Source organism: Klebsiella sp. R390 (genome assembly GCF_051131745.1).
Lineage (GTDB): Bacteria > Pseudomonadota > Gammaproteobacteria > Enterobacterales > Enterobacteriaceae > Klebsiella.
Map to the genome: position 1 here is coordinate 4,795,716 of NZ_CP180445.1, position 22,147 is coordinate 4,817,862.

Annotated in this window: 18 protein-coding genes; 9 read left to right on the forward strand and 9 right to left on the reverse strand. The window is 54.1% G+C overall.

Annotated elements, in window-relative coordinates; translation table 11 throughout:
• Positions 1–29 precede the first annotated feature (29 nt).
• The 5 genes from ACMYSP_RS22450 to ACMYSP_RS22470 are packed head-to-tail and all read right to left on the reverse strand — an operon-like array spanning position 30 to position 4,758.
• Positions 30–1,382 (reverse strand): LLM class flavin-dependent oxidoreductase, encoded by a 1,353-nt coding sequence (locus ACMYSP_RS22450; protein ID WP_434584218.1) that lies wholly within the window; start codon positions 1,380–1,382, stop codon positions 30–32.
• A 42-nt stretch (positions 1,383–1,424) separates the two neighbouring features.
• A complete protein-coding gene (locus ACMYSP_RS22455) occupies positions 1,425–2,324 on the reverse strand; it encodes an ABC transporter substrate-binding protein (protein WP_434584219.1) in 900 nt (299 codons plus the stop codon).
• A gap of 55 nt (positions 2,325–2,379) precedes the next feature.
• Positions 2,380–3,048 carry an ABC transporter permease gene (locus tag ACMYSP_RS22460; protein WP_434584221.1) on the reverse strand — a complete coding sequence of 223 codons (669 nt, stop codon included), beginning with the start codon at positions 3,046–3,048 and terminating at the stop codon, positions 2,380–2,382.
• Complete coding sequence (locus ACMYSP_RS22465; RefSeq protein ID WP_434584222.1) at positions 3,048–3,677, reverse strand: ABC transporter permease; 630 nt, start codon at positions 3,675–3,677, stop codon at positions 3,048–3,050. The genes ACMYSP_RS22460 and ACMYSP_RS22465 overlap by 1 nt, the downstream gene beginning before the upstream one ends.
• Positions 3,670–4,758: an ABC transporter ATP-binding protein gene (locus tag ACMYSP_RS22470; protein WP_434584224.1), complete on the reverse strand. Its 1,089-nt coding sequence runs from the start codon at positions 4,756–4,758 to the stop codon at positions 3,670–3,672. The genes ACMYSP_RS22465 and ACMYSP_RS22470 overlap by 8 nt, the downstream gene beginning before the upstream one ends.
• An 851-nt stretch (positions 4,759–5,609) precedes the next feature.
• Between ACMYSP_RS22470 and tdcA the strand changes: the two genes are divergently transcribed.
• The 7 genes from tdcA (at position 5,610) to tdcG (ending at position 14,482) form a co-directional block, all read left to right on the forward strand.
• A complete protein-coding gene (gene tdcA, locus ACMYSP_RS22475; RefSeq protein ID WP_434584225.1) occupies positions 5,610–6,548 on the forward strand; it encodes a transcriptional regulator TdcA in 939 nt (312 codons plus the stop codon).
• A gap of 173 nt (positions 6,549–6,721) precedes the next feature.
• A complete protein-coding gene (gene tdcB, locus ACMYSP_RS22480) occupies positions 6,722–7,711 on the forward strand; it encodes a bifunctional threonine ammonia-lyase/L-serine ammonia-lyase TdcB (RefSeq protein ID WP_434584226.1) in 990 nt (329 codons plus the stop codon).
• A gap of 19 nt (positions 7,712–7,730) precedes the next feature.
• The gene (gene tdcC, locus ACMYSP_RS22485; RefSeq protein ID WP_123754815.1) at positions 7,731–9,062 is read left to right on the forward strand and encodes a threonine/serine transporter TdcC; all 1,332 of its coding nucleotides are present in this window, start codon (positions 7,731–7,733) and stop codon (positions 9,060–9,062) included.
• A 28-nt stretch (positions 9,063–9,090) separates the two neighbouring features.
• Complete coding sequence (gene tdcD / locus ACMYSP_RS22490; protein ID WP_434584228.1) at positions 9,091–10,299, forward strand: propionate kinase; 1,209 nt, start codon at positions 9,091–9,093, stop codon at positions 10,297–10,299.
• Positions 10,300–10,331: 32 nt separating this feature from the next.
• Positions 10,332–12,626, forward strand: a complete 2,295-nt coding sequence (pflB, locus tag ACMYSP_RS22495) for a formate C-acetyltransferase (protein ID WP_434584229.1) — start codon at positions 10,332–10,334, stop codon at positions 12,624–12,626.
• 13 nt (positions 12,627–12,639) lie between these two features.
• Entirely contained in the window at positions 12,640–13,029 is a 390-nt protein-coding gene (locus ACMYSP_RS22500; protein WP_434584230.1) for an enamine/imine deaminase, read from the forward strand.
• An 88-nt stretch (positions 13,030–13,117) separates the two neighbouring features.
• A complete protein-coding gene (gene tdcG / locus ACMYSP_RS22505; protein ID WP_434584232.1) occupies positions 13,118–14,482 on the forward strand; it encodes an L-serine ammonia-lyase in 1,365 nt (454 codons plus the stop codon).
• Between the two features lie 75 nt (positions 14,483–14,557).
• On the opposite strand, the gene hpaX is transcribed toward tdcG, so the two are convergent.
• The 4 genes from hpaX to ACMYSP_RS22525 all read right to left on the reverse strand — a co-directional run bounded on the left by hpaX (position 14,558) and on the right by ACMYSP_RS22525 (position 19,361).
• Complete coding sequence (gene hpaX, locus ACMYSP_RS22510) at positions 14,558–15,940, reverse strand: 4-hydroxyphenylacetate permease (RefSeq protein ID WP_434587257.1); 1,383 nt, start codon at positions 15,938–15,940, stop codon at positions 14,558–14,560.
• A gap of 526 nt (positions 15,941–16,466) precedes the next feature.
• Positions 16,467–17,165, reverse strand: a complete 699-nt coding sequence (locus tag ACMYSP_RS22515; protein WP_434584233.1) for an RluA family pseudouridine synthase — start codon at positions 17,163–17,165, stop codon at positions 16,467–16,469.
• A 112-nt stretch (positions 17,166–17,277) separates the two neighbouring features.
• Positions 17,278–18,288, reverse strand: a complete 1,011-nt coding sequence (gap, locus tag ACMYSP_RS22520) for a type I glyceraldehyde-3-phosphate dehydrogenase (RefSeq protein WP_434584235.1) — start codon at positions 18,286–18,288, stop codon at positions 17,278–17,280.
• A gap of 92 nt (positions 18,289–18,380) precedes the next feature.
• On the reverse strand, positions 18,381–19,361 hold the full coding sequence (locus ACMYSP_RS22525; protein WP_434584236.1) for a GlxA family transcriptional regulator: 981 nt from the start codon (positions 19,359–19,361) through the stop codon (positions 18,381–18,383).
• Between the two features lie 362 nt (positions 19,362–19,723).
• Between ACMYSP_RS22525 and ACMYSP_RS22530 the strand changes: the two genes are divergently transcribed.
• Both ACMYSP_RS22530 and ACMYSP_RS22535 read left to right on the forward strand, forming a co-directional pair.
• The gene (locus tag ACMYSP_RS22530; protein WP_434584237.1) at positions 19,724–20,965 is read left to right on the forward strand and encodes a sensor histidine kinase; all 1,242 of its coding nucleotides are present in this window, start codon (positions 19,724–19,726) and stop codon (positions 20,963–20,965) included.
• Between the two features lie 2 nt (positions 20,966–20,967).
• Positions 20,968–22,020: a response regulator gene (locus ACMYSP_RS22535; protein WP_434584239.1), complete on the forward strand. Its 1,053-nt coding sequence runs from the start codon at positions 20,968–20,970 to the stop codon at positions 22,018–22,020.
• Positions 22,021–22,147: the final 127 nt, after the last annotated feature.

The following is a 22,147-nucleotide window of genomic DNA, read 5'->3' on the forward strand; positions in this document are numbered from 1 at the left end:
CGGAGAAGCGGGCTTCTCCGGCATTGGGATTAGCGCGCATCTGCCGGTGGTGGGTGATGGGCAAAGTGGTTTTCCGCTGGCGGCAAGCCCAGCTTTTCCCGTAGCGTACCCGGCGGATAGCTCGTTCTCATAACGCCGCTGTGTTGCAGAATCGGCACGACCTGCTCGACAAAACGATCGAAATCTCCCGGTAATAACGGGAACATCAGATTAAAGCCATCGGCAGCACCGGCGCGCCAGGTCTCGGTCAGCGCGCTGGCGATCTCCTCCGCACTGCCAATCAACAGCCAGCTATCGGAACTTTGCAGCAGTAAACGTCCCAGCTCCAGGATGGTCAGTGACGGATCGTAATGGCGGATCAGCCGCAACGCGGTGCGGATCCCGTCGAAGGTCTCTTCGTCCGGCAGCGGCGGTAGCGGCTGGTCGACCGCGTGGTTCGAGAGGTCCATGCGCAGGTATGAAGAGAGCAGATCGATAGCCATGCGATCGCTCATCAGACGGTTATTAAGCTGCTGGCGCGCCGTTTTTTCCGCATCAGAATTTACTACCACCGGCAGCACGCCTGCGATGATCTTAAAATGCGCCGGGTCACGTCCTTTAGCCCGCAACCGTTGATTCATCTCCTCGCGATAGCTCAGCCCCTCTTCGATGGACTGAATAAACACGAAATGCATATCTGACCACGTTGCCGCCAGATCTTTCCCCGCTTCTGATGATCCCGCCTGCACCAGTACCGGATGGCCCTGCGGTGGACGCGGCAGGTTCAGCGGCCCGCGAACGGAAAAATAGTCACCGCGATGATCGAGATGATGCACTTTTTGTTTATCGGCAAACAGGCCGCTCGCTTTGTCGTACAGCACCGCATCCTGTTCCCATGAGTCCCAAAGCCGGGTGACGACATCAATAAATTCACCGGCTCGTCGATAGCGGTTGCCGTGCTGTGGCAGCTGGTCGAGACCGAAGTTGGCGGCTTCTTCCTCAAGCCACGAAGTGACGACGTTCCAGCTTGCCCGGCCCTTGCTCAGAAAATCGAGTGACGCAAAATAACGAGCAAGGTTATAGGGTTCGTTATAGGAGGTGGACGCCGTGCCCATCAGGCCAATATGTTCGGTGACGGCTGCCAGCGCACTGAGTAATGTGATGGGTTCGAGGCGCGCATTGGCGTAATGGGTCAGGCCGCTGGGCACCTTATCCCAGATAGCAATATGGTCGGCAACAAAAATGGCATCTAACGTGGCCGCCTCGGCTTTTTTAGCCAGCCCGACATAGTAGTCCAGGCTGAAAATTTCTGTTGTCGGGGCCTGCGGGTGGCGCCAGGAGAAGCGGTAATCGCCCTGGGGATTGAAGAAGAACAGGTTCAAAATGATATGGTCTTTAGACATCGTCATGCTCTTTTGCTGATAGCCACTCCCTGGCCGTGATGATTAGTGGCCAGGCAGATTGGCATTAACCCACTGTTCGGCAACGGTTGCCGGGTCTTTGTGCTGCAGATCAACCTGTTGGTTCAGCGCGATCAGCGCCGCATTATCAAGCCGGGAGGAGACCTGATTAAGAATGCTACTAACGTTGGGGGAAAGGCTGGCTTTTCGCACCAGCGGCACGACGTTCTGGCTGGGCTGCTCATGCTTGTCATCGGCTAATACCACCCAATCTTCTTTTGCCAGGTTACCCTGGGTTGAGACAACCGTGGCAACATCGATCTTGCCGGAATTCAGCGCCAGGCGGGTCAACGGTCCCCCCATATCAAGCGACTTCACCGCCTTAAACTCCAGGCCGTAGACCCGTTTAAGTCCCGGAAGCCCGAGGGCACGGACCGCCAGCTCCGGCGGTCCGCCGATAGTCAGCTGATGGGCAATCGGCTGCAGATCGGACAAGGTCGTCAGGTTGTATTTCTTCGCCGTCTCAGCGCGTACCGCCCAGGCGGTAATCGATGTGGCCGGAGAGGGGGTGAGTAGCGTGAAGTCGGCAGGCAATACCTTCGCCAGTTCGGCGCTGACATCACTTTGGCTGGTGGCCTGGGTTTTCCCGTCATAATAGTTGAGCAGGGCGCCGAGATATTCCGGCACGATATCGATTTCGCCGCTCTTTAATGCGGGCAGGATGATTTCGCGGTTGCCAAGATTCAGTCGCGTTTTTACCTCAATATTATTTTTCTTGAGCGCGCTGGCATATATATTCGCGAGAATAGAACTCTCCGTGAAATTAGCGCCACCGATGGTGACGCTTTCTGCCAGAGTACTGAAACTAAGACTCAGTAATCCCGCGGTAATAATCGATAAGCGCCACCGGCGGGTGTTAACAGGAAACCCTAATATATGCTTCATAATGCCTCTTTATATGCAGATGATTGGTGGAGTCAGGGCCTATTCTGTTAGGCTCTTAATGCTCGGCTACGAGCGTGGTACGGCGATATTTTCGGGTGAAACAGGAAAAACATAATTCACTGCCGATAGCCAGCAGCGAGACCACCAGCGACCCGGCAATAACCTGCGGGAAATCGCGTTGCCCAAGCCCGTCAATCAGGAAGCGACCCAGGCCGCCAAGGCCTGCATAGGCGGCGACAACGGCGGTGGCGATAAGCTGGACCAGCGCGGTACGTATCCCGGCGATAATCAGCGGTGCAGCCAACGGGATGCGCAGCTGCCACAGGCTTTGCCATGGCGTCATTCCCAACGCGGTGGCGGCATCGCAGAGCGGGCGGTCGGCATGATAAATACCGACCCAGGCATTGGTCAGGATCGGCGGGACCGACATCGCCACCAGCGCCGCAAAAACCGGAATATCATTAAAGCCAAAGACAATAATGCATAATAAAATGAGCCCTAATGACGGGATGGCACGACCAATATTAAACAGATTAATAATGATAAACGCCCCTTTGCGCCAATAACCGAGCGCAATACCCAGCGGCAGGGCAATGGCCGATGACAGCACTATGCTAATCAGGACATAATAAAGATGCTCGCGCAGGCGCAGCAATATGCCCGTATCGCCGAGCCAGTGTTCGGGTTGGGAAAGCCAGCGAAGGGTCGCCAGTAATATATCCATTAGCGTGTCCAGGGCGTGAGCCAATAGCCGACATGGGCTATCAGGAAGTCCAGTAAAAATGACAGCATGAGGCTTAATGCCACACTGGCAATAATGGGAGTCAGAAAATCCTGATTAAAACCTGCCAGCAGCAATTGCCCCAGCCCTCCCTGGCCAATCAGGGCGGTCACGGTCACCAGCCCGACCAGCGTCACCGAGGCAATCCGCAGCCCGGCAAACAGGGAGGGCACCAGCAGGTGCAGCTCAATATCAATAAAACGATACCCGCGGGTGTAGCCGAGTGCGCGGGCTGATTCCAGCACGGCAATGGGCAGTTTTTCGATGCCGGCAATGACATTACGTAACAGGATCAACAGCGAGTAAACTGTTAAACCAATGACTGACGTCGTCAGCGACAAGCCGGTAAAAGGTAATAAAAGAATAAATAACGCCAGCGATGGGATCGTAAAGATAACGCCGCAAAGATAAATTAACGGTTGCGTGGCGATCGGCCAGCGTAGCGTGAGCACCATGAACGCGCCTGTCAACAAGGTGCCAAAAAACAGCGAGATGCCGACCAACTGCGTATGCTGCCATAGCAGCTCGCCAATCAGGATTTTGTTGGCATAAATCCACGACCAGTCAATCATAGCGGCGAATCTCCACGTCGCCGTCCAGCACATTTCGCAGCAGAATATGCGAAATACTGCCCTGGTACTGCCCGTTGCTATCTACGTGGACCAGCACGCCGCCTGGCGCATCCAGCAGGGCGCTGTAGGCAAAACGTAAAGAGTTCAGGGCCGAAAGCGGCTGGGCTATCGGCAACGTAATGCGCTTATCGGGATCAAACCAGTGCAGAGGGCGATGCTGTTGATCCAGCACCAGCCGCAGCGGGCTGGCGACCGTTGGGTGTGCGCTGGCAATCGGTGACAAACCTTCATCCAGCAGCGGCACATCGTGTCGCGGTAGCTGACCGACCTGGAGCATCCCGAGGCGCTTAAGATTTGGTTCGGGACCAATAAAACGTTGCACAAACTCGCTGGCCGGGTGTGCCAGAATCTGCTCTGGCGTATCGCACTGTGCCAGCACGCCCCCCTCCTGGAAAATAGCGATTTTATCGCCCAGGCGGATGGCTTCATTAATGTCGTGTGTGACCACCACAATGGTCTTATGCAGGCGTTGCTGTAGCAGCAACAGTTCATCCTGCAAGCGTTCGCGCACCACCGGGTCAATGGCGGCAAAGGGTTCATCCATCAACAGAATCGACGGGTCGGCGGCTAACGCCCGGGCGATGGCTACGCGTCCCTGTTGTCCACCAGAGAGTTGGTGTGGATAGCGTGTCAACAGATGACGATCCAGCGACATCAAGTCGACCAGTTCATCAATACGTGCGCGAATGCGTGATTTGTGCCAGCCAAGTAATCGCGGGACCGTTGCGATATTTTGTGCCGCCGTCCGGTGGGGAAAGAGGGCGGCGCTTTGCATCACAAAGCCAATATTACGGCGGACCTGAATAATATCAGCCAGCGCAATGTTCACCCCCTGCACATACACGTTGCCGGAATCTGGTTTATCGAGCTGATTAATCATGCGCAATATTGTCGTTTTGCCACAGCCGCTGGGGCCGACGAAAGTACAGAGTTCACCGCTATTAATAACCAGGTTAAGGCCGCGTATTGCCGCATGTGCGCTGCCGGAATAGGTCTTGTGAATGTTTTCTAATCTGATCATCTGGTGTTGTAACACTCTGAATTTATAAGTGGTTTGTGGCTTTTGTCGCGGAGTTGACACCTTACAAACTACCGAGAGGTTACAGGGAGGGCAAATACGTTATTTGCATTTGCATAGTCGGAATCTGAGCAATTCTTGAACCGAAGGAATGCGGTTTGATCTGGTACAAAGCCAATAGCGATATTTTTATCCTGCCGCCCTGGGCGAATGGCCGCGCGACGGTCATTTTTCTCTCTGCCAGACCGGTCAGCCGAATATCGATTTGCTAAATTGTGATAAGCAGCACAAATGGCTGTTCTGGTTTTATTTGATCGAATGAAAAATTGCGTTTGATTTTAATCAAAAAATTACCTGCTGCATTATGGCCATAATCCAGAGATAAAAGTGTTAAGTAAATGGTGTTTTATTGTGTCTTAAATATTGCGTGATAATGAATAAAATAGTTTTTTGCGCACAACCGGGGGTAAAAAGTGTGACCCCTTACGATTTTTAAACTCTGTTTGCTGTTATTTGTCATAATATTTTATTAATTACATTAACAGTTTAATGACGATGCCGGCGAATAATTATACGGCTAATGGTTAAATATCAGTCTTAATACCCACAAAAACAGATCAAAAATTAACCTTTGTTATCCCCATAAAATATTTTTATCCCCGCATATATTCTTGATAAAAGTCATGTTGGAATGGCTTTTGATGAACGTAAGGGGTTGATATATAAGTGATTATTTTCATCTCTTGCGAGATGTAAAATACGTGAAGGGGGTGTTTGTGAGTGCTCTCACATAACCATCGGATCGCCATTTGGTACACTTCACCGCGTCGAGAAAATAATGGAAGCAGGTTGCTATGAATACGATTACTCTGCCAAAAACACAGCATCTGGTGGTTTTCCAGGAAGTCATCAGAAGTGGTTCCATCGGCTCAGCAGCAAAAGAATTAGGATTAACGCAACCTGCCGTCAGTAAGATAATTAATGATATCGAAGCCTATTTCGGGACCGAATTAGTGGTGCGAAAAAATACCGGCGTCACCTTGACCAATACCGGGCAAGTGCTGCTGTCGTGGTCTGAATCGATCACCCGTGAAATGAAAAATATGGTCAATGAGATGCACAGCATGACCTGCAACACGGTGGTCGATGTCTCTTTCGGTTTTCCGTCGCTGATTGGCTTCACCTTTATGTCTGACATGATCCACAAGTTCAAAAAGGTGTTTCCTAAAGCTCAGGTCTCGATGTACGAAGCGCAGCTCTCCTCGTTTCTCCCGGCGATCCGCGACGGCCGTCTCGACTTCGCCATCGGTACGTTGAGCGACGAAATGAAACTACACGACCTCCATGTGGAACCGTTGTTTGAATCCGAGTTTGTGCTGGTGGCCAATAAGTCCCGAACATGCAGCGGCACCACCACGCTGGCGTCGTTGCAGGACGAACAGTGGGTGTTGCCGCAAACCAATATGGGTTACTACAGTGAACTCCTCACCACCCTCCAGCGCAGCGGCATCAACAGTGAAAACATCGTTAAAACCGACTCGGTCGTCACCATTTATAATCTTGTTCTCAATGCTGATTTCCTGACGGTCATTCCCTGCGATATGACCACACCGTTTGGCTCCAGTCAGTTTATTACCATTCCAATTAGCGAAGCATTACCGGTTGCCCGTTATGCCGCAATCTGGTCGAAGAATTATCGTATAAAAAATGCCGCCTCGGTGCTGGTAGAATTAGCAAAAGAATATTCGGCATTTACTGGCTGTAGGAAAAGACAATTAATAACTGTTGATTAAATGAATTATCTATTCTGATTATTAACATTCAGATCGTCGGCTGATATTCAGTCGGCGGTTACGGTGAACTTTACGATTAAATATTCGATCCATAATAGCGGAGGGGTTTTCTACGCCGTAATTACGGATTGAGCGTCATTTTTATTATTTTATACCAAGGTTAAGAGGCTCTAATGCACATTACATACGATCTCCCGGTTGCCATTGAAGATATCCTCGAAGCGAAAAAAAGACTGGCGGGTAAAATTTATAAAACAGGCATGCCGCGCTCTAATTATTTTAGCGAGCGTTGCAAAGGTGAAATATTCCTCAAGTTTGAAAATATGCAGCGTACCGGCTCGTTTAAGATCCGCGGTGCTTTTAACAAACTGAGTTCGCTCAGCGAAGCGGAAAAACGCAAGGGCGTAGTCGCCTGTTCTGCCGGCAACCATGCGCAGGGCGTATCGCTCTCCTGCGCCATGCTGGGCATTGATGGCAAGGTAGTGATGCCGAAAGGGGCGCCGAAATCAAAAGTTGCCGCCACCTGCGATTACTCGGCTGAAGTGATTCTCCACGGCGATAACTTCAATGACACCATCGCCAAAGTGAGTGAAATTGTCGAAATGGAAGGGCGTATTTTTATTCCGCCTTATGACGACCCGAAAGTCATTGCCGGTCAGGGCACCATCGGCCTGGAAATAATGGAAGACCTGTATGACGTCGACAACGTTATTGTACCCATCGGCGGCGGCGGTCTGATTGCCGGTATCGCGGTGGCGATTAAATCCATTAACCCCACCATTCGTATTATTGGCGTACAGTCTGAAAACGTCCACGGGATGGCCGCCTCTTATTATGCTGGCGCAATTACGTCACATCGTAATACCAGCACATTAGCCGACGGTTGCGATGTTTCGCGTCCCGGCAATCTGACTTACGACATCGTCCGTGAGCTGGTCGACGATATTGTACTGGTCAGTGAAGATGAAATTCGCAACAGCATGATTGCCTTAATTCAGCGCAATAAAGTGATTACTGAAGGCGCCGGCGCCCTGGCCTGCGCAGCATTATTGAGCGGGAAGTTAGATAGCTATATCCAGAACCGTAAAACGGTCAGCATTATTTCTGGTGGCAATATCGACCTTTCACGTGTTTCGCAAATTACTGGTTTAGTTGACGCTTAATCTTATGTGAGGACAGGATATGAGTACTACCGATAGCATTATATCCAGCGAGACAAGAGAATCATCGTGGCGTAAATCGGACACCACGTGGACCCTGGGCCTGTTCGGGACCGCCATCGGCGCCGGGGTGCTCTTCTTCCCCATTCGCGCCGGTTTTGGTGGCCTGATCCCCATCTTACTGATGCTGGTCTTAGCCTACCCGATTGCCTTCTATTGCCACCGGGCGCTGGCGCGCCTGTGCCTGTCCGGTTCGAACCCGTCCGGAAACATCACCGAGACGGTAGAAGAGCATTTTGGTAAGACCGGTGGGGTGGTGATCACGCTGCTGTACTTCTTCGCCATCTGCCCGTTGCTGTGGATTTATGGCGTCACCATTACCAATACCTTTATGACCTTCTGGGAAAATCAGCTGCAGATGCCGGCGCTTAATCGCGGCCTTGTGGCGCTGTTCCTGCTGCTGCTGATGGCCTTTGTCATCTGGTTCGGTAAGGACCTGATGGTGAAAGTGATGAGCTTCCTGGTATTCCCGTTCATCGCCAGCCTGGTGCTGATTTCGTTGTCGCTGATCCCTTACTGGAACTCCGCGGTTATCGATCAGGTGAATCTCAGCGATATCGCCCTGACCGGCCACGATGGCATCCTGGTGACCGTATGGCTGGGGATCTCCATTATGGTCTTCTCCTTTAACTTCTCGCCGATTGTCTCCTCGTTCGTGGTTTCTAAACGCGAAGAGTATGAAAAAGAGTTTGGCCGCGACTACACCGAACGTAAGTGTTCAAAAATTATTTCTCGCGCCAGCATGCTGATGGTGGCGGTGGTGATGTTCTTTGCCTTCAGCTGCCTGTTTACGCTGTCGCCGGAAAACATGGCGGATGCGAAAGCGCAGAACATCCCGGTGCTCTCTTACCTGGCAAACCACTTTGCCTCCATGACCGGCAGTAAATCGTCATTTGCCACGGTACTCGAGTACGGGGCGTCGATTATCGCGCTGGTGGCCATTTTCAAATCCTTCTTCGGCCACTATCTCGGCACCCTGGAAGGGCTGAACGGTCTGGTACTGAAGTTCGGTTATAAGGGGGATAAAACCAAGGTTTCCACAAGCAAACTGAATACCATCAGCATGGTCTTCATTATGGGCTCCACCTGGGTGGTGGCTTACGCTAACCCCAATATCCTCGACCTGATTGAAGCGATGGGCGCGCCGATTATTGCCTCGCTGTTGTGCCTGTTACCGATGTACGCCATCCGTAAAGCGCCGTCTCTGGCGAAATACCGTGGCCGTCTGGATAACGTCTTCGTCACCGTGGTGGGTCTGCTGACCATTCTGAATATCGTCTACAAACTGTTTTAATTAAGCTCAGGATGAGCGGAGTCAATATATGAATGAATTCCCGGTAGTACTGGTCATTAACTGCGGATCGTCTTCAATTAAATTTTCAGTCCTTGATGCAATGAGCTGTGATGTATTAATGGCCGGTATTGCCGATGGGATTAATTCTGAGAATGCATTTTTAGCCATTAATGACGGCGCGCCAGTTAAACTGGCGCAGCATAGCTACGAAGGCGCATTAAAGGCTATCGCCTTTGAGCTGGAGAAACGTGAATTAATCGACAGCGTAGCGTTAATTGGTCACCGTATTGCGCACGGCGGAAATATCTTTACGGAGTCGGTCATTATTACTGATGAGGTTATTGAGAATATCCGCCGGGTTTCGCCATTAGCCCCGCTACATAATTACGCCAATCTCAGCGGTATTACGTCGGCGCAACACCTTTTCCCCGGCGTCAGACAGGTGGCCGTGTTTGATACCAGCTTCCACCAGACCCTGGCGCCGGAAGCTTATCTCTACGGACTGCCGTGGAAATATTATGAGGAACTTGGCGTGCGTCGCTATGGGTTCCACGGGACCTCGCATCGCTATGTTGCTCAGCGCGCGCACGACCTGTTGGCGCTGGATGAAGACGATTCCGGGCTGGTTATCGCCCATTTGGGTAACGGTGCCTCAGTTTGTGCGGTGCGCAACGGGCAAAGCGTCGATACCTCCATGGGGATGACGCCGCTGGAAGGGCTGATGATGGGAACCCGCAGCGGCGATGTCGACTTCGGCGCTCTGGCGTGGATCGCCAGCGAAACCCAGCAGACCCTGAGCGACCTCGAACGGGTGGTCAATAAGGAGTCCGGGTTGCTGGGGATCTCCGGCCTTTCATCAGATCTGCGGGTGCTGGAGAAAGCCTGGCACGCGGGGCATGAACGCGCCCGGCTGGCGATTAAAACCTTTGTGCATCGTATCGCCCGTCATATTGCCGGCCATGCGGCCTCACTCCAGCGCCTCGACGCGATTATTTTCACCGGCGGTATTGGTGAGAACTCATTATTAATTCGCCGACTGGTGATTGATCATTTAGCCGTATTGGGGGTGACCCTGGATGTGGAAATGAATAACCTGCCGAATTCCCGTGGTGAAAGAATTATTTCCGCACCAGACACCCGGGTCAGCTGCGCCGTTATTCCCACCAATGAAGAGAAAATGATTGCCCTCGATGCCATTCATTTAGGGGCAATGCACGCGCAAGTGGAATTTGCTTAATTAATTTTTGTTCTGTAGAGAGATGATTTTTCATGAAGGTAAATATCGATACCAGCGACCGGCTGTATGCCGACGCATGGCAAGGTTTTCACGGTACGGACTGGAAAGAAGACATTAATGTCCGCGAGTTTATTCAGCACAACTATACGCCATATGAAGGGGATGAATCTTTTCTGAGCGAAGCCACGCCGGCAACCACCGCGTTGTGGGGCAAAGTGATGACGGGGATTCATATTGAAAATGCGACCCATGCACCGGTCGATTTCGATAGCAATATCGCGACCTCGATTACCGCACATGATGCTGGCTATATTGACCCGGCGCTGGAAAAAATTGTCGGGCTACAGACCGATAAACCGCTTAAACGCGCGCTGCACCCGTTCGGCGGCATCAATATGATCAAAAGCTCGTTCGAGGCTTATGGTCGTGACATGGATCCGCACTTTGAGTACCTGTTTACCGACCTGCGTAAAACGCACAATCAGGGGGTATTTGATGCGTACTCCCCGGATATGCTGCGCTGCCGTAAATCCGGGGTGCTGACCGGTTTGCCGGACGGCTATGGCCGGGGAAGGATTATTGGCGACTACCGTCGCGTGGCGCTGTACGGTATTCGTTATCTGGTACGCGAGCGCGAGCTGCAGTTTGCCGACCTGCAATCCAACCTGGAGTACGGGCAGAATCTGGAAGCGACGATTCGTCTGCGTGAAGAGCTGGCGGAACACCGCCGTGCGCTGTTGCAGATGCAGGAGATGGCGGCAAAATATGGCTGCGATATTTCCCGTCCGGCATCCACGGCCCAGGAAGCGGTGCAGTGGGTCTATTTTGCCTACCTGGCGGCGGTGAAATCACAAAATGGCGGTGCCATGTCGCTGGGGCGTACCGCCACCTTCCTTGATATCTATATTGAACGCGACCTCAACCGTGGTCACCTCACCGAGCAGCAGGCCCAGGAGCTGATCGACCACTTCATTATGAAGATCCGCATGGTGCGCTTCTTGCGTACGCCGGAGTTCGACACACTGTTTTCTGGCGACCCGATCTGGGCAACCGAAGTCATCGGCGGCATGGGGCTGGACGGGCGTACCCTGGTCACCAAAAATGCCTATCGCTACCTGCATACCCTGCACACCATGGGGCCGGCCCCGGAGCCAAACCTCACGGTGCTGTGGTCCGAAGCGCTGCCGATTGCCTTCAAAAAGTACGCGGCTCAGGTCTCGATCGTCACCTCATCGCTGCAGTATGAGAACGACGATTTGATGCGCACCGATTTTAACAGCGACGATTACGCCATCGCCTGCTGCGTCAGCCCGATGATTATCGGCAAACAGATGCAGTTCTTCGGCGCCCGCGCCAACCTGGCTAAAACGCTGCTGTACGCAATCAATGGCGGGGTGGATGAGAAACTCAAGATTCAGGTGGGGCCGAAAACCGCTCCACTGCTGGATGAAGTGCTCGATTACGACACGGTGATGGAGAGCCTCGACCACTTTATGGACTGGCTGGCGGTGCAGTACATCAGCGCGCTGAACATCATCCACTACATGCATGACAAGTACAGCTATGAAGCCTCACTGATGGCGCTGCACGACCGTGACGTCTATCGCACCATGGCCTGCGGCATGGCCGGTCTGTCGGTGGCGGCGGATTCGCTATCGGCTATTAAGTACGCGAAGGTGAAACCGGTCCGCGACCATAACGGCCTGGCGGTCGATTTTGTTATCGAAGGCGACTATCCGCAGTATGGCAATAATGACCAGCGGGTCGACAGCATCGCCTGCGATCTGGTTGAGCGCTTTATGAAGAAAATCAAAGTGCTGCCGACCTACCGTAACGCCGTACCGACCCAGTCGATCCTGACCATCACCTCTAACGTGGTGTATGGCCAGAAGACCGGCAATACCCCGGATGGTCGCCGCGGCGGGACGCCGTTTGCCCCAGGGGCTAACCCGATGCACGGGCGCGACCGCAAAGGGGCAGTGGCGTCATTAACCTCGGTCGCTAAGCTGCCGTTTACCTACGCCAAAGACGGCATCTCTTACACCTTTTCTATCGTGCCTGCGGCGCTGGGCAAAGAGGAGACGGTACGTAAAACCAACCTCGTGGGGCTGCTTGACGGCTACTTCCACCATGAGGCTCACGTCGAAGGCGGGCAGCATCTCAACGTCAACGTGATGAACCGGGACATGCTGCTGGATGCCATCGAACACCCGGAAAATTACCCGAACCTGACCATTCGCGTCTCTGGCTACGCGGTGCGTTTCAACGCGCTGACCCGTGAACAGCAGCAGGATGTTATTTCCCGCACCTTTACCCAGGCGCTGTGACGCCGGAGGAACCATGAGAAATATAATCGTAACCCAGGATGCGCCAGGGGCCATCGGGCCTTATGTTCAGGGTGTTGACCTCGGCACCCAGGTGCTGACCTCGGGGCAGATCCCGGTCTGCCCACGAACCGGCACTATTGCGGACAACGTGGCCGACCAGGCGCGCCAGAGTCTGGAAAACGTGAAGGCCATTGTCACGGCGGCGGGGTTAACGGTCGGCAGTATCGTCAAGACCACGGTTTTTATTACCGACCTTAACGATTTCGCCACCATCAACCAGGTCTATCAGCAGTTCTTTGACGAACACCAGGCGACCTATCCGGCGCGCAGTTGCGTGCAGGTGGCTCGCCTGCCGAAGGACGTGAAGCTGGAAATTGAAGCTATCGCGATCCGCGACCTCTGAGGCAACGGCGGCGGGGCGGGTTCTTCCCGTACCGCCGCACGGAGCGTGACCCGCGCTCTTCTCTGAACGGTAATCCGAGGCGGTAAATATGATTAGCGCATTCGATATTTTCAAACCGGGAATCGGCCCTTCCAGCTCGCATACTGTGGGGCCGATGAATGCCGGGAAACGTTTTATCGACCAGCTGGTGACCCAGGGCGAACTGGTCCACATCACCCGTATTGTGGTCGATCTGTATGGCTCGTTGTCGTCGACCGGCAAGGGCCATGCGACCGATGTCGCTATTCTTCTGGGACTGGCGGGCAACAGCCCGCAACATGTCGACATCGACGCTATTCCGGCTTTTATTCAACAGGTTATGCAGAGCGGGCGTTTACCGCTCGCCAGCGGCGCGCAGAGCGTCGATTTTCAGATGGCTAACGATATGCTGTTCCACTCCCACACCCTGGCGTATCACGAAAACGGTCTGCGGATCACCGCATGGAGCCACTCCGGCCCGTGGGCCAGCCAGACCTATTACTCGGTTGGGGGCGGGTTTATCGTTGCCGAAGGGGAAGCCGGACAGCGCTGCGATGCCGCCATCCAGGTGCCGTTTGAATTCCGCTCGGCCAGTGAACTGCTGCATCTGTGCCAGCACAACGGCCTATCGGTCTCCGGACTGATGATGCAAAACGAGCTGGCTATGCGCAGTAAGACGGAGATCGACGCCGGGCTACAGCACATCCATGCGGTGATGTGGGACGGTATTGAGCGTGGCATGCAAACGGAAGGCGTGCTGCCTGGCCCACTGAATGTCCCGCGGCGTGCCGCAGCGTTGCGGCGGCGGCTGGTCTCCAGCGACAGCCTCTCCAGCGATCCAATGAACGTCATTGACTGGATCAACATGTTCGCCCTGGCGGTTAGCGAAGAGAACGCCGCCGGTGGCCGGGTGGTGACCGCGCCGACCAACGGCGCCTGCGGGATTATCCCGGCTGTGCTGGCCTATTACGATAAATTCCGTCGTCCGGTCAACGCCAGTTCGCTGGCGCGCTATCTGCTGGCGGCGGGTGCCATTGGCGCGCTGTATAAAATGAATGCTTCTATTTCCGGGGCCGAAGTGGGTTGTCAGGGGGAAATTGGCGTGGCCTGTTCGATGGCGGCCGCTGGTTTGACCGAACTGCTGGGCGGCAGTCCGGCGCAGGTCTGCAATGCCGCGGAAATTGCCATGGAGCATAACCTCGGCCTGACCTGCGACCCGGTTGCCGGGCAGGTACAGATCCCCTGTATTGAGCGTAATGCTATCAATGCGGTCAAAGCCGTCAATGCCGCGCGAATGGCGCTGCGTCGCACCTCCGAACCGCATGTCTCGTTGGATAAGGTGATCGAAACCATGTACGAGACCGGCAAGGATATGAATGATAAGTACCGGGAGACATCCCGCGGCGGGCTGGCGATAAAAGTACTTTGCGTCTAAGCGGCTTTGATGGGGGCGGTCCGTACAGAAAACCGCCCCCATATTGGCGATGCCGACAGGTTCAGGTACAGCGACTTATGTCGATGATGCGAGGCGGCTGTGCTGCACCGCCGCTTTCATCGGAATCAGGGCAATGATCAGCGCACCGAGCACAAGGAACCCGGCGACCATAAAGATCCCGGCATTGAAGTTCCCGGTGACGTCCTTCAGCCAGCCCATCAACAGCGGCCCCAGCGCCGCACCGGTCATCCCGGTGGCGTTGATCACCGCAATTCCCAGCGCTCGCGCGCGCAGCGAAATCGATTGGTCAGGGGTGGTCCAGAAAATCACCATGGCAGCAAAGGCGCCGCTGGAGGCCATCACAATCCCGGTGAATTGCAACAGCGGGTTGCTGCTGGAGGCGGTTAACATCCAGCCGGCCGCCGCAAACAGATAGGGCAGCAGGGTGTGCAGCTTCCGCTCCTTCAGGCGGTCAGAACGTTTGCTCCACCAGATCATCCCGACGATGGTACACACCTGCGGGATCGCGCTCAGAAGACCGATGGTGACGTTGCTGCTCTGCTCGTTGAAGCTACGCAGGATCAGCGGCGTCCAGACGCTAAGGGCGCTTAAGGTGTTGGTCAGGCAGAAATAGGCCAGCGTGTAGAGCAGGATGATCGGCGTAAACAGCTCCCGCAGCATGCTGCGCTGAGACAGCGGCGGGCTGGCTTCGCTGAGCCGCGACGCCTGCAGCGCTGCACGATCCGCTTCCAGCATCTCATTGAGACAGGCCTTATCATCTGCGGTCAGCCATTTGGCTTTATCCGGGCTGTCGTCCAGCCAGAACCACACCACCAGCCCCAGCAACACTGAAGGGAAGCCTTCCAGCAGGAAAAGCCACTGCCAGCCTTTCAGATTCAGTACGCCATCGAGGTTGAGGATATACCCCGAAGCCAGTGAGCCAAGCGCCATGGTGACGGGCATGGCAATCATAAACAGCGCGTTGGCGCGGGCGCGATATTGCGCCGGGAACCAGAAGGTTAAATAGAGCAGCAGACCGGGTAAAAAGCCGGCTTCGGCGATGCCTACCAGCATTCTCAGCACGTACAGGCTGTTCGGACCGGTGGCAAACATGGTGGCGGTGGAGGCAATCCCCCAGATAACCATCAGAATGGCAATCCAGCGGCGTGCGCCGACGATGCTGAGCATGATGTTGCTGGGAATGCCGCAAATCACGTACATCACGTAAAACAGGGTGGTCGCCAGGCCAAACATGGTGCTGGTGAGGCCGAGGTCTTTGCCCATGGTCAGACCGGCAAAGCCGATATTGATACGGTCGAGGTAGGAGAAGACAAACAGAATAAAGAGAAAAACGATTAAGCGACGAAAGAGTTTATTGATCACGGCTTGCTGACGGGCATCCAGTGCTCGCTCCGCAGGGGCAGGCGAGACCAGAACCTCGGAGCGAGACGGTTCCATTGACGGGCTATTGTTCATCAAAAGCTCCACATTGTGATTATTTATATTGGCCAACAGGTCGGCTAAACGTATAGGAAACAGAGCGGGTAAACGTCAATTTAATGTTCAATAAATGATACAAAAATGTTATTGACTCGACATTTAAGAATCACAATGAGATCCCGATCGCGTGTCCAGAGATCGATAGTTTGCCGGAGGGAATGCCACAAAATGTCGACGTTATCGTCCGAGTGGAACCAGAGTCAGGCAGATATTTTCAGGAGGGTAGCGTCATGCGGATATTACGCTTTATGCTGCTGGTGGACAGCAGATGCAGGAGGCAGAAAGTGATGCACTTCAAGGTGGTTAAATAAAGCTCGCATTTTACTTGAATATTCACGTAAAAGCGCCATCATTTAACGTCGCCGTCCTCCTGTCGGTTATCGCGACCGATTGCCGATTTTAATATGATTCACTTTTACTGCTAATTAATAATATCGCGAAGCTTATTTGCGAGGCATGCTGCTGTGTCAGGCCAGATGTGTGGTCAGAACGGGCTGTCGTGGATGGCGTGAAACGGTTCGCCGCTGACCGGGTGAACAAAGTGCAGCGCACTGGCATGCAGCATCAGGCGCGACGCCTGTTCGCTACCGGGCCAGCTCAATCCCCCGTAGAGATCGCAGCCTAAGATCGGATGCCCCAGCTGCTGACAGTGGATCCGCAGCTGGTGGGTGCGCCCGGTTTCCGGGAACAGCTGGACCCGGGTCAGCGCCAGCAAGGTGCCGTCGGCGTTGGTCTGGTGCAGACGCTCCACCACCTGATAGCGAGAACGCGCGGGTTTGCCGTTAATGGCACAGATTGTCATGCGCGGGAACAGCGCCGGGTCTTTGGCGATGGGGGCATCAATCAGGCCCTGGTCGTCGGCAAGATGGCCGCACAGCAAGGCGCTGTAAACCTTCTGCACCGTACGCTGGCTGAACTGCTGGCACAGCGCGGCATTGATCGCTTTATTCCTGGCCACCACCAGCAACCCGGAGGTGCCAAAATCAAGGCGATGCACCAACGTACAGCCGGGAAATTCCTGCGCCAGGCGATAGTGCACGGAATCGAGATTCTGGGGATTTTTTCCTGACAGGCTGAGCAGGCCGCTGGGCTTGTCGATCAGCAGCAGATGGTGATCCTGATAGAGGATGGCAATCTGCTCGTGGCAGGGGGGCGCAACAAAGGTATCGACGATGGCGGACATGAGCGGGCGCTTAAAAAGGGTGGGGGCGGATAATAACGAATTTTCCCTCCGCTGGCGACTTTCTGGTGCCGACAGCGGCCCCCATTGGACAGGAGGCCGCCGCCGGTACCGGCTACTGTTCGCGCCGGGCGATATACTGTGCCAGTTCAACCAGGCGGTTAGAGAAGCCCCATTCGTTGTCATACCACGCGAGGATTTTCACCATATTGCCGCCAATCACCAGGGTCGACAGGCCATCGATAATCGATGAGCGCGGGTCGCCCTGATAATCGCTGGAGACCAGCGGTTCGTCGCTGTAGCCGAGGATCCCCTGTAACGGGCCAGATGCCGCCGCCTGACGGAAGGCGTTATTGACCTCTTCCGCCGTGACGTCGCGCTCGAGCGTGACGGTCAGGTCGACGATTGAGACCACCGGCACCGGCACGCGCAGTGAATAGCCGGTCAAGCGTCCGTCAAGCTCCGGGATAACTTTGCCCAGCGCTTTCGCCGCGCCGCTGGAGTAGGGCACGATGGAGAGCGCCGCCGCTCGCGCGCCGCGCAGATCTTTTTCCGGCTGATCGTGCAGCGCCTGGCTGTTGGTGTAGGCATGAGTGGTATTCATCAGCCCGTGTTGAATACCAAACTGCTGATGCAGCACCTGGGCGGCCGGGGCCAGACCGTTGGTGGTACAGCTACCGTTGCTCACGACCGCGTGCTGCTGCGGATCGTACAGCTGATGGTTAACGCCCATCACGATGGTTAAATCATCATTCTTGCCGGGGGCGGAAATGATCACCCGTTTGGCGCCGCCGCTGTGAATGTGGACGGCGGCCTGTTCGCGTTCGGTGAAGAAACCGGTGGCCTCGATGACAATCTCCACCCCGGCGTCGCGCCACGGGATCCGCGCCGGGTCCCGTTCGCTGTAGACGATGACCGGCTGACCATCAACCTGCAGCTGGCCGTCAGCCGCCTCTACGCTGACCGGCAGGGTGCCCAGCAGCGAATCATATTTCAGCAGATGGGCCAGCGTTTTGCTGTCCGTCAGATCGTTGATCGCCACAATCTGAATCTCTGGATGACTTAATGCTGCACGCAGGACGTTGCGTCCGATTCTGCCGAAACCGTTAATACCGACCTTAACCATAATTAACTCCTCCAGTAGGCTGTCTTAATTGCTGTCTCTGGCGTTACTGTAGGTCGCGACGGTTTTGGCGTAAATGACAAATAAGGATCACTTTACGCCATCTTACGGCAGTGGAAGCGCTGGCGGTATTCACCCGGCGTCAGGTGGAGCTGTTTTTCGAACAGGCGGCGCAGGTTAATGGTGCTGCCAAACCCGGTGTCTTCGGCAATGATGTCCAGCGTGTCGTTGGTCTGCTCCAGCCGCTGTCGGGCGGCGGCAAGGCGCGCCTCGGCCACGTAGCGCGCCGGCGAGGCGCCGGTTTCCCGGGTAAACACGCGGGTAAAATTGCGCGGGCTCATGGCCACTTTTTCCGCCAGGTTTTCGACGCACAGGTCGGCGGTCAGGTTAGCGAGGATCCACGTCAGCAGGTCGCCGATAGGGCCAGGGGTGTTGATTCTGGCGAGGTTATAGCGGCTAAACTGTAGCTGACCTCCGGGACGACGCAGGTACATCACCATATCCTGGGCGACATCCCGGGCGAGGCTAAAACCATAATCCTCTTCCACCAGCGCCAGCGTCAGGTCAAAGCCGGAACTGACGCCGCCGGAGGTCCAGATGGGCCCGTCCTGGACATACAGCGGCCCGCCTTCGACGCGGATCTCAGGGTAGGTGGCCTGCATCGATTCCAGCAATTTCCAGTGGGTGGTGGCGCGCCTGCCGTTCAGCAGCCCGCTCTGCGCCAGCAATAATGCGCCGCCGCAGATGGAGGCGATGCGGCGGGCATGTGGGGCGGCCAGGCGCAGCCAGTCGACAACCGCAACTCCTTCCTGTTCGCTCTGTCCTTTGCCCGTAATGATGATGGTGTCGAGCGGCTCTCGTGGATCCAGCTCGTGCAGGCGGTGGTCGGCCAGCAGGTTGAGGCCGGACTGGCCGTGAATCACCTGATGCGGCTGGGTAGTGGCCACGGCGATGCGGTAGCACGGTGAGCCGGCGCCGTCAGGGTGCAGTCGGTTAGCCTGCATCAAAATGTCGGCAATGCCGGCGGACTCAAACAACATTCCGCCATCGGGGACGATAATCAGTATTTTCTTCATGTCCTGAAAAGTAACGCTTTGGCAAAATAAGTCAACAGGCGGCCACGTCGGGCGCATTGGGCGTAGCGGCGCGAGGCCCGTCAGGTAACCCGAAGGCGCAACCGACGGAGCATTAGCGTCGCGATATTGAACCCGCGAGCTAAGGATAAATTCCGCATATTTAATGGTATTGTTTATATCGGATTGCGGTTGCGTTTTATATTTATGTAAAGGCCATAGGGAAATGTTAATTAACGCGAAAAAATAGAACATTAGCTTAACATATTAATTATTATTCATTTTTTGTTTGTGAGCGATTTCATTATTTTAAAAGCGTAAATAAGGTATGGTCTGGCTGCATTTGACCTGACCTGGCGGATATCATGAATAATAAATACAAATTACACGAATTTCTTGATGTTGACCGGTTGCAAACGCTGCAGGACAATTTTAGTCAATCCATGATGATTGCCCTTGTGGTGGTCGATCAGGACGGTATTCCAGTTACGCGCGCGAGCGGTTTCTCTGATTTTTGCGCCCGATCAAGAATGAACACCAGCCTGGCCCGCCACTGCTACGATAGCGATAGCGCCGGTGGACAGGCGGCGATGCTCGCCGGCGAACCGGTGGTATACCGTTGCTACTGTGGTTTCGTCGAGTTTGCCGTGCCAATCATGATTAATAACCACTATCTTGGCGCCTTTATCTCCGGACAGGTGAAAGTTGAAGCGGAGAAAGAGCAAACCATTCCCTATATCCTCAACAATAATCATCTGTGGCAAGAAAACCCCTGGCTTTTGGATCTGCATGAAAATACGCCGCGTATGCCTTACGAGCGTTTTGAATCAACGGCCTATACATTGCTGCATGTCGCCTCCTATCTGGTTGAGCAGGCGCATGCCAACAATATTCAGCGCGAATTACGCCAAAAAGATCAGGAGCTCACCAGCGAGCTACGCAAGCGCGTGGAGATAGAGCGCTCACTGCATGAAGCCGAGTTCAAGGCGCTTTCCTACCAGATTAACCCCCATTTTTTGTTTAACGTGCTGAATACCATCGGTCGACTGGCATTCCTCGAAGATGCCAGCCGTACCGAAACTATGGTGCACGACTTTTCTGACATGATGCGCTACTTGCTGCGTAAAAATCACAACGGCCTGATTACGCTTGGTCGGGAAATGAATTATGTCAATTGCTACATGTCGATTCAGAAAGTCAGAATGAATGAGCGCTTTGATTATGTCTGCGACATTCCGGAAAAATATAATGAAACGGTGTGTCCGTTTTTAATTTTGCAACCGCTGGTGGAAAACTTTTTTAATTATGTTGTCGAACCACGTGAAACCACCAGCCATATTATTTTGCGCGCCACCGACGATGGCCACGATGTGATTATTGATGTCACCGACAACGGTGATGGTATTTCACCAGAGGACATTGCGCACATCCTCTCTGGCAATCAGAACCGACAGAAAGGCGGCATCGGCATTAATAATATCAACAACCGCCTGCAACTATTATTTGGCGAAAACTATGGTTTACAAATCACCAGCCCCCATAAGCCGATGCTCGGTACTACGGTAAGACTGCGGTTCCCGATGGTGCCGACCGAGCCTGGAGTGTGAGTATGTATAATATTGTGATTGTTGAAGATGAGCGCATTGAGTCAGAGTCGCTCAAGCGAATCGTCTCTCGCTGTGTGGAAAACTCGGTGATTCATGAAGCATCGACCGGCAATAAAGCCATTAAGCTTATCGATGAGCTCAATCAAATCGATATGATGCTGGTAGATATCAATATCCCGTTACCCAACGGCAACCAGGTGATTGAGTACCTCAAGCAGAAAAATAGCCATACCAAAGTGATTGTGACGACGGCAAATGATGACTTTGACATTGTGCGTCATATGCTGAGCCTGAAGGTAGACGATTATCTGTTAAAGCCGGTCAAGCAGAGCATTCTCAGCGATACGATTCGTAAAACCTTGCTGGTGGATGAACAAGGGGCGGTGGCGACGCGGGAGCAGCGGCAAACGATAAGCGATCTGATAAGCGGCTGCGATTATCCCGGCTGGCACTGCTTTTTATTCGCGGCGCTTGATACGGCCTGTGCCGAACAGCCCGCGGATATCGTCGGGGCCAACGCGCTGATTGACGTGCTGGAACTGCTCCAGCAGCATCTTGCCGGTCTGGGCGACAAATATACCCCGTGTCGGCAAAAAATCAGCGCGCTGGTGCAGAGTATTCATCAGCACGGCCTGTCTGCTGGCCGCTACTGGCAGACCATGGGAGGACTGTTAAGCCTCAGCCACGATCTCTTCGAACTGTTGTTTAAAGGCGCCAGCGGCAGCATGGATTTTGTCGCCAGAGCCCGCTTTCATATTGAGAAAAACCTGCTGAACAACATGACGCTGGATGATATTGCTGCGGAATCCTTCGTCAGCCCGTGTTACCTGAGCCGGGCATTTAAGAAGAGCACCGGTAGCGGGTTCTCAAGCTATATCACCAGCCGCAAAATCGCGCTCGCCAAATCCCTGCTGCAGTTCAGTGATTTAAAAGTCAACACCATTGCGCTCGAGCTCTCCTGGCAGGATGCGAACTATTTTTGCCGGATCTTCAAAAAAGAGACCGGCATCGCGCCATCGGATTATCGCCGCAACGCCGCGCCCGAAGCGTGCTGATGTGCACCCGGCCTTTCTTGCGCTGACCGTGGCGTAAGCGCAAGAAAGTCCGCCATTGCGGCAAGATTGTTTACTCGTTGGCGCCCCCCGCGCCGCTAAGATGGGACACGATTCTTTTTACAGTGGC

Bases quoted from the DNA above. Each gene is read 5' to 3' on its own strand.
- ACMYSP_RS22450 (WP_434584218.1), bottom strand. From the start codon at position 1,382: ATGTCTAAAGACCATATCATTTTGAACCTGTTCTTCTTCAATCCCCAG.
- ACMYSP_RS22455 (WP_434584219.1), bottom strand. From the start codon at position 2,324: ATGAAGCATATATTAGGGTTTCCTGTTAACACCCGCCGGTGGCGCTTA.
- ACMYSP_RS22460 (WP_434584221.1), bottom strand. From the start codon at position 3,048: ATGGATATATTACTGGCGACCCTTCGCTGGCTTTCCCAACCCGAACAC.
- ACMYSP_RS22465 (WP_434584222.1), bottom strand. From the start codon at position 3,677: ATGATTGACTGGTCGTGGATTTATGCCAACAAAATCCTGATTGGCGAG.
- ACMYSP_RS22470 (WP_434584224.1), bottom strand. From the start codon at position 4,758: ATGATCAGATTAGAAAACATTCACAAGACCTATTCCGGCAGCGCACAT.
- tdcA (WP_434584225.1), top strand. From the start codon at position 5,610: ATGAATACGATTACTCTGCCAAAAACACAGCATCTGGTGGTTTTCCAG.
- tdcB (WP_434584226.1), top strand. From the start codon at position 6,722: ATGCACATTACATACGATCTCCCGGTTGCCATTGAAGATATCCTCGAA.
- tdcC (WP_123754815.1), top strand. From the start codon at position 7,731: ATGAGTACTACCGATAGCATTATATCCAGCGAGACAAGAGAATCATCG.
- tdcD (WP_434584228.1), top strand. From the start codon at position 9,091: ATGAATGAATTCCCGGTAGTACTGGTCATTAACTGCGGATCGTCTTCA.
- pflB (WP_434584229.1), top strand. From the start codon at position 10,332: ATGAAGGTAAATATCGATACCAGCGACCGGCTGTATGCCGACGCATGG.
- ACMYSP_RS22500 (WP_434584230.1), top strand. From the start codon at position 12,640: ATGAGAAATATAATCGTAACCCAGGATGCGCCAGGGGCCATCGGGCCT.
- tdcG (WP_434584232.1), top strand. From the start codon at position 13,118: ATGATTAGCGCATTCGATATTTTCAAACCGGGAATCGGCCCTTCCAGC.
- hpaX (WP_434587257.1), bottom strand. From the start codon at position 15,940: ATGGAACCGTCTCGCTCCGAGGTTCTGGTCTCGCCTGCCCCTGCGGAG.
- ACMYSP_RS22515 (WP_434584233.1), bottom strand. From the start codon at position 17,165: ATGTCCGCCATCGTCGATACCTTTGTTGCGCCCCCCTGCCACGAGCAG.
- gap (WP_434584235.1), bottom strand. From the start codon at position 18,288: ATGGTTAAGGTCGGTATTAACGGTTTCGGCAGAATCGGACGCAACGTC.
- ACMYSP_RS22525 (WP_434584236.1), bottom strand. From the start codon at position 19,361: ATGAAGAAAATACTGATTATCGTCCCCGATGGCGGAATGTTGTTTGAG.
- ACMYSP_RS22530 (WP_434584237.1), top strand. From the start codon at position 19,724: ATGAATAATAAATACAAATTACACGAATTTCTTGATGTTGACCGGTTG.
- ACMYSP_RS22535 (WP_434584239.1), top strand. From the start codon at position 20,968: ATGTATAATATTGTGATTGTTGAAGATGAGCGCATTGAGTCAGAGTCG.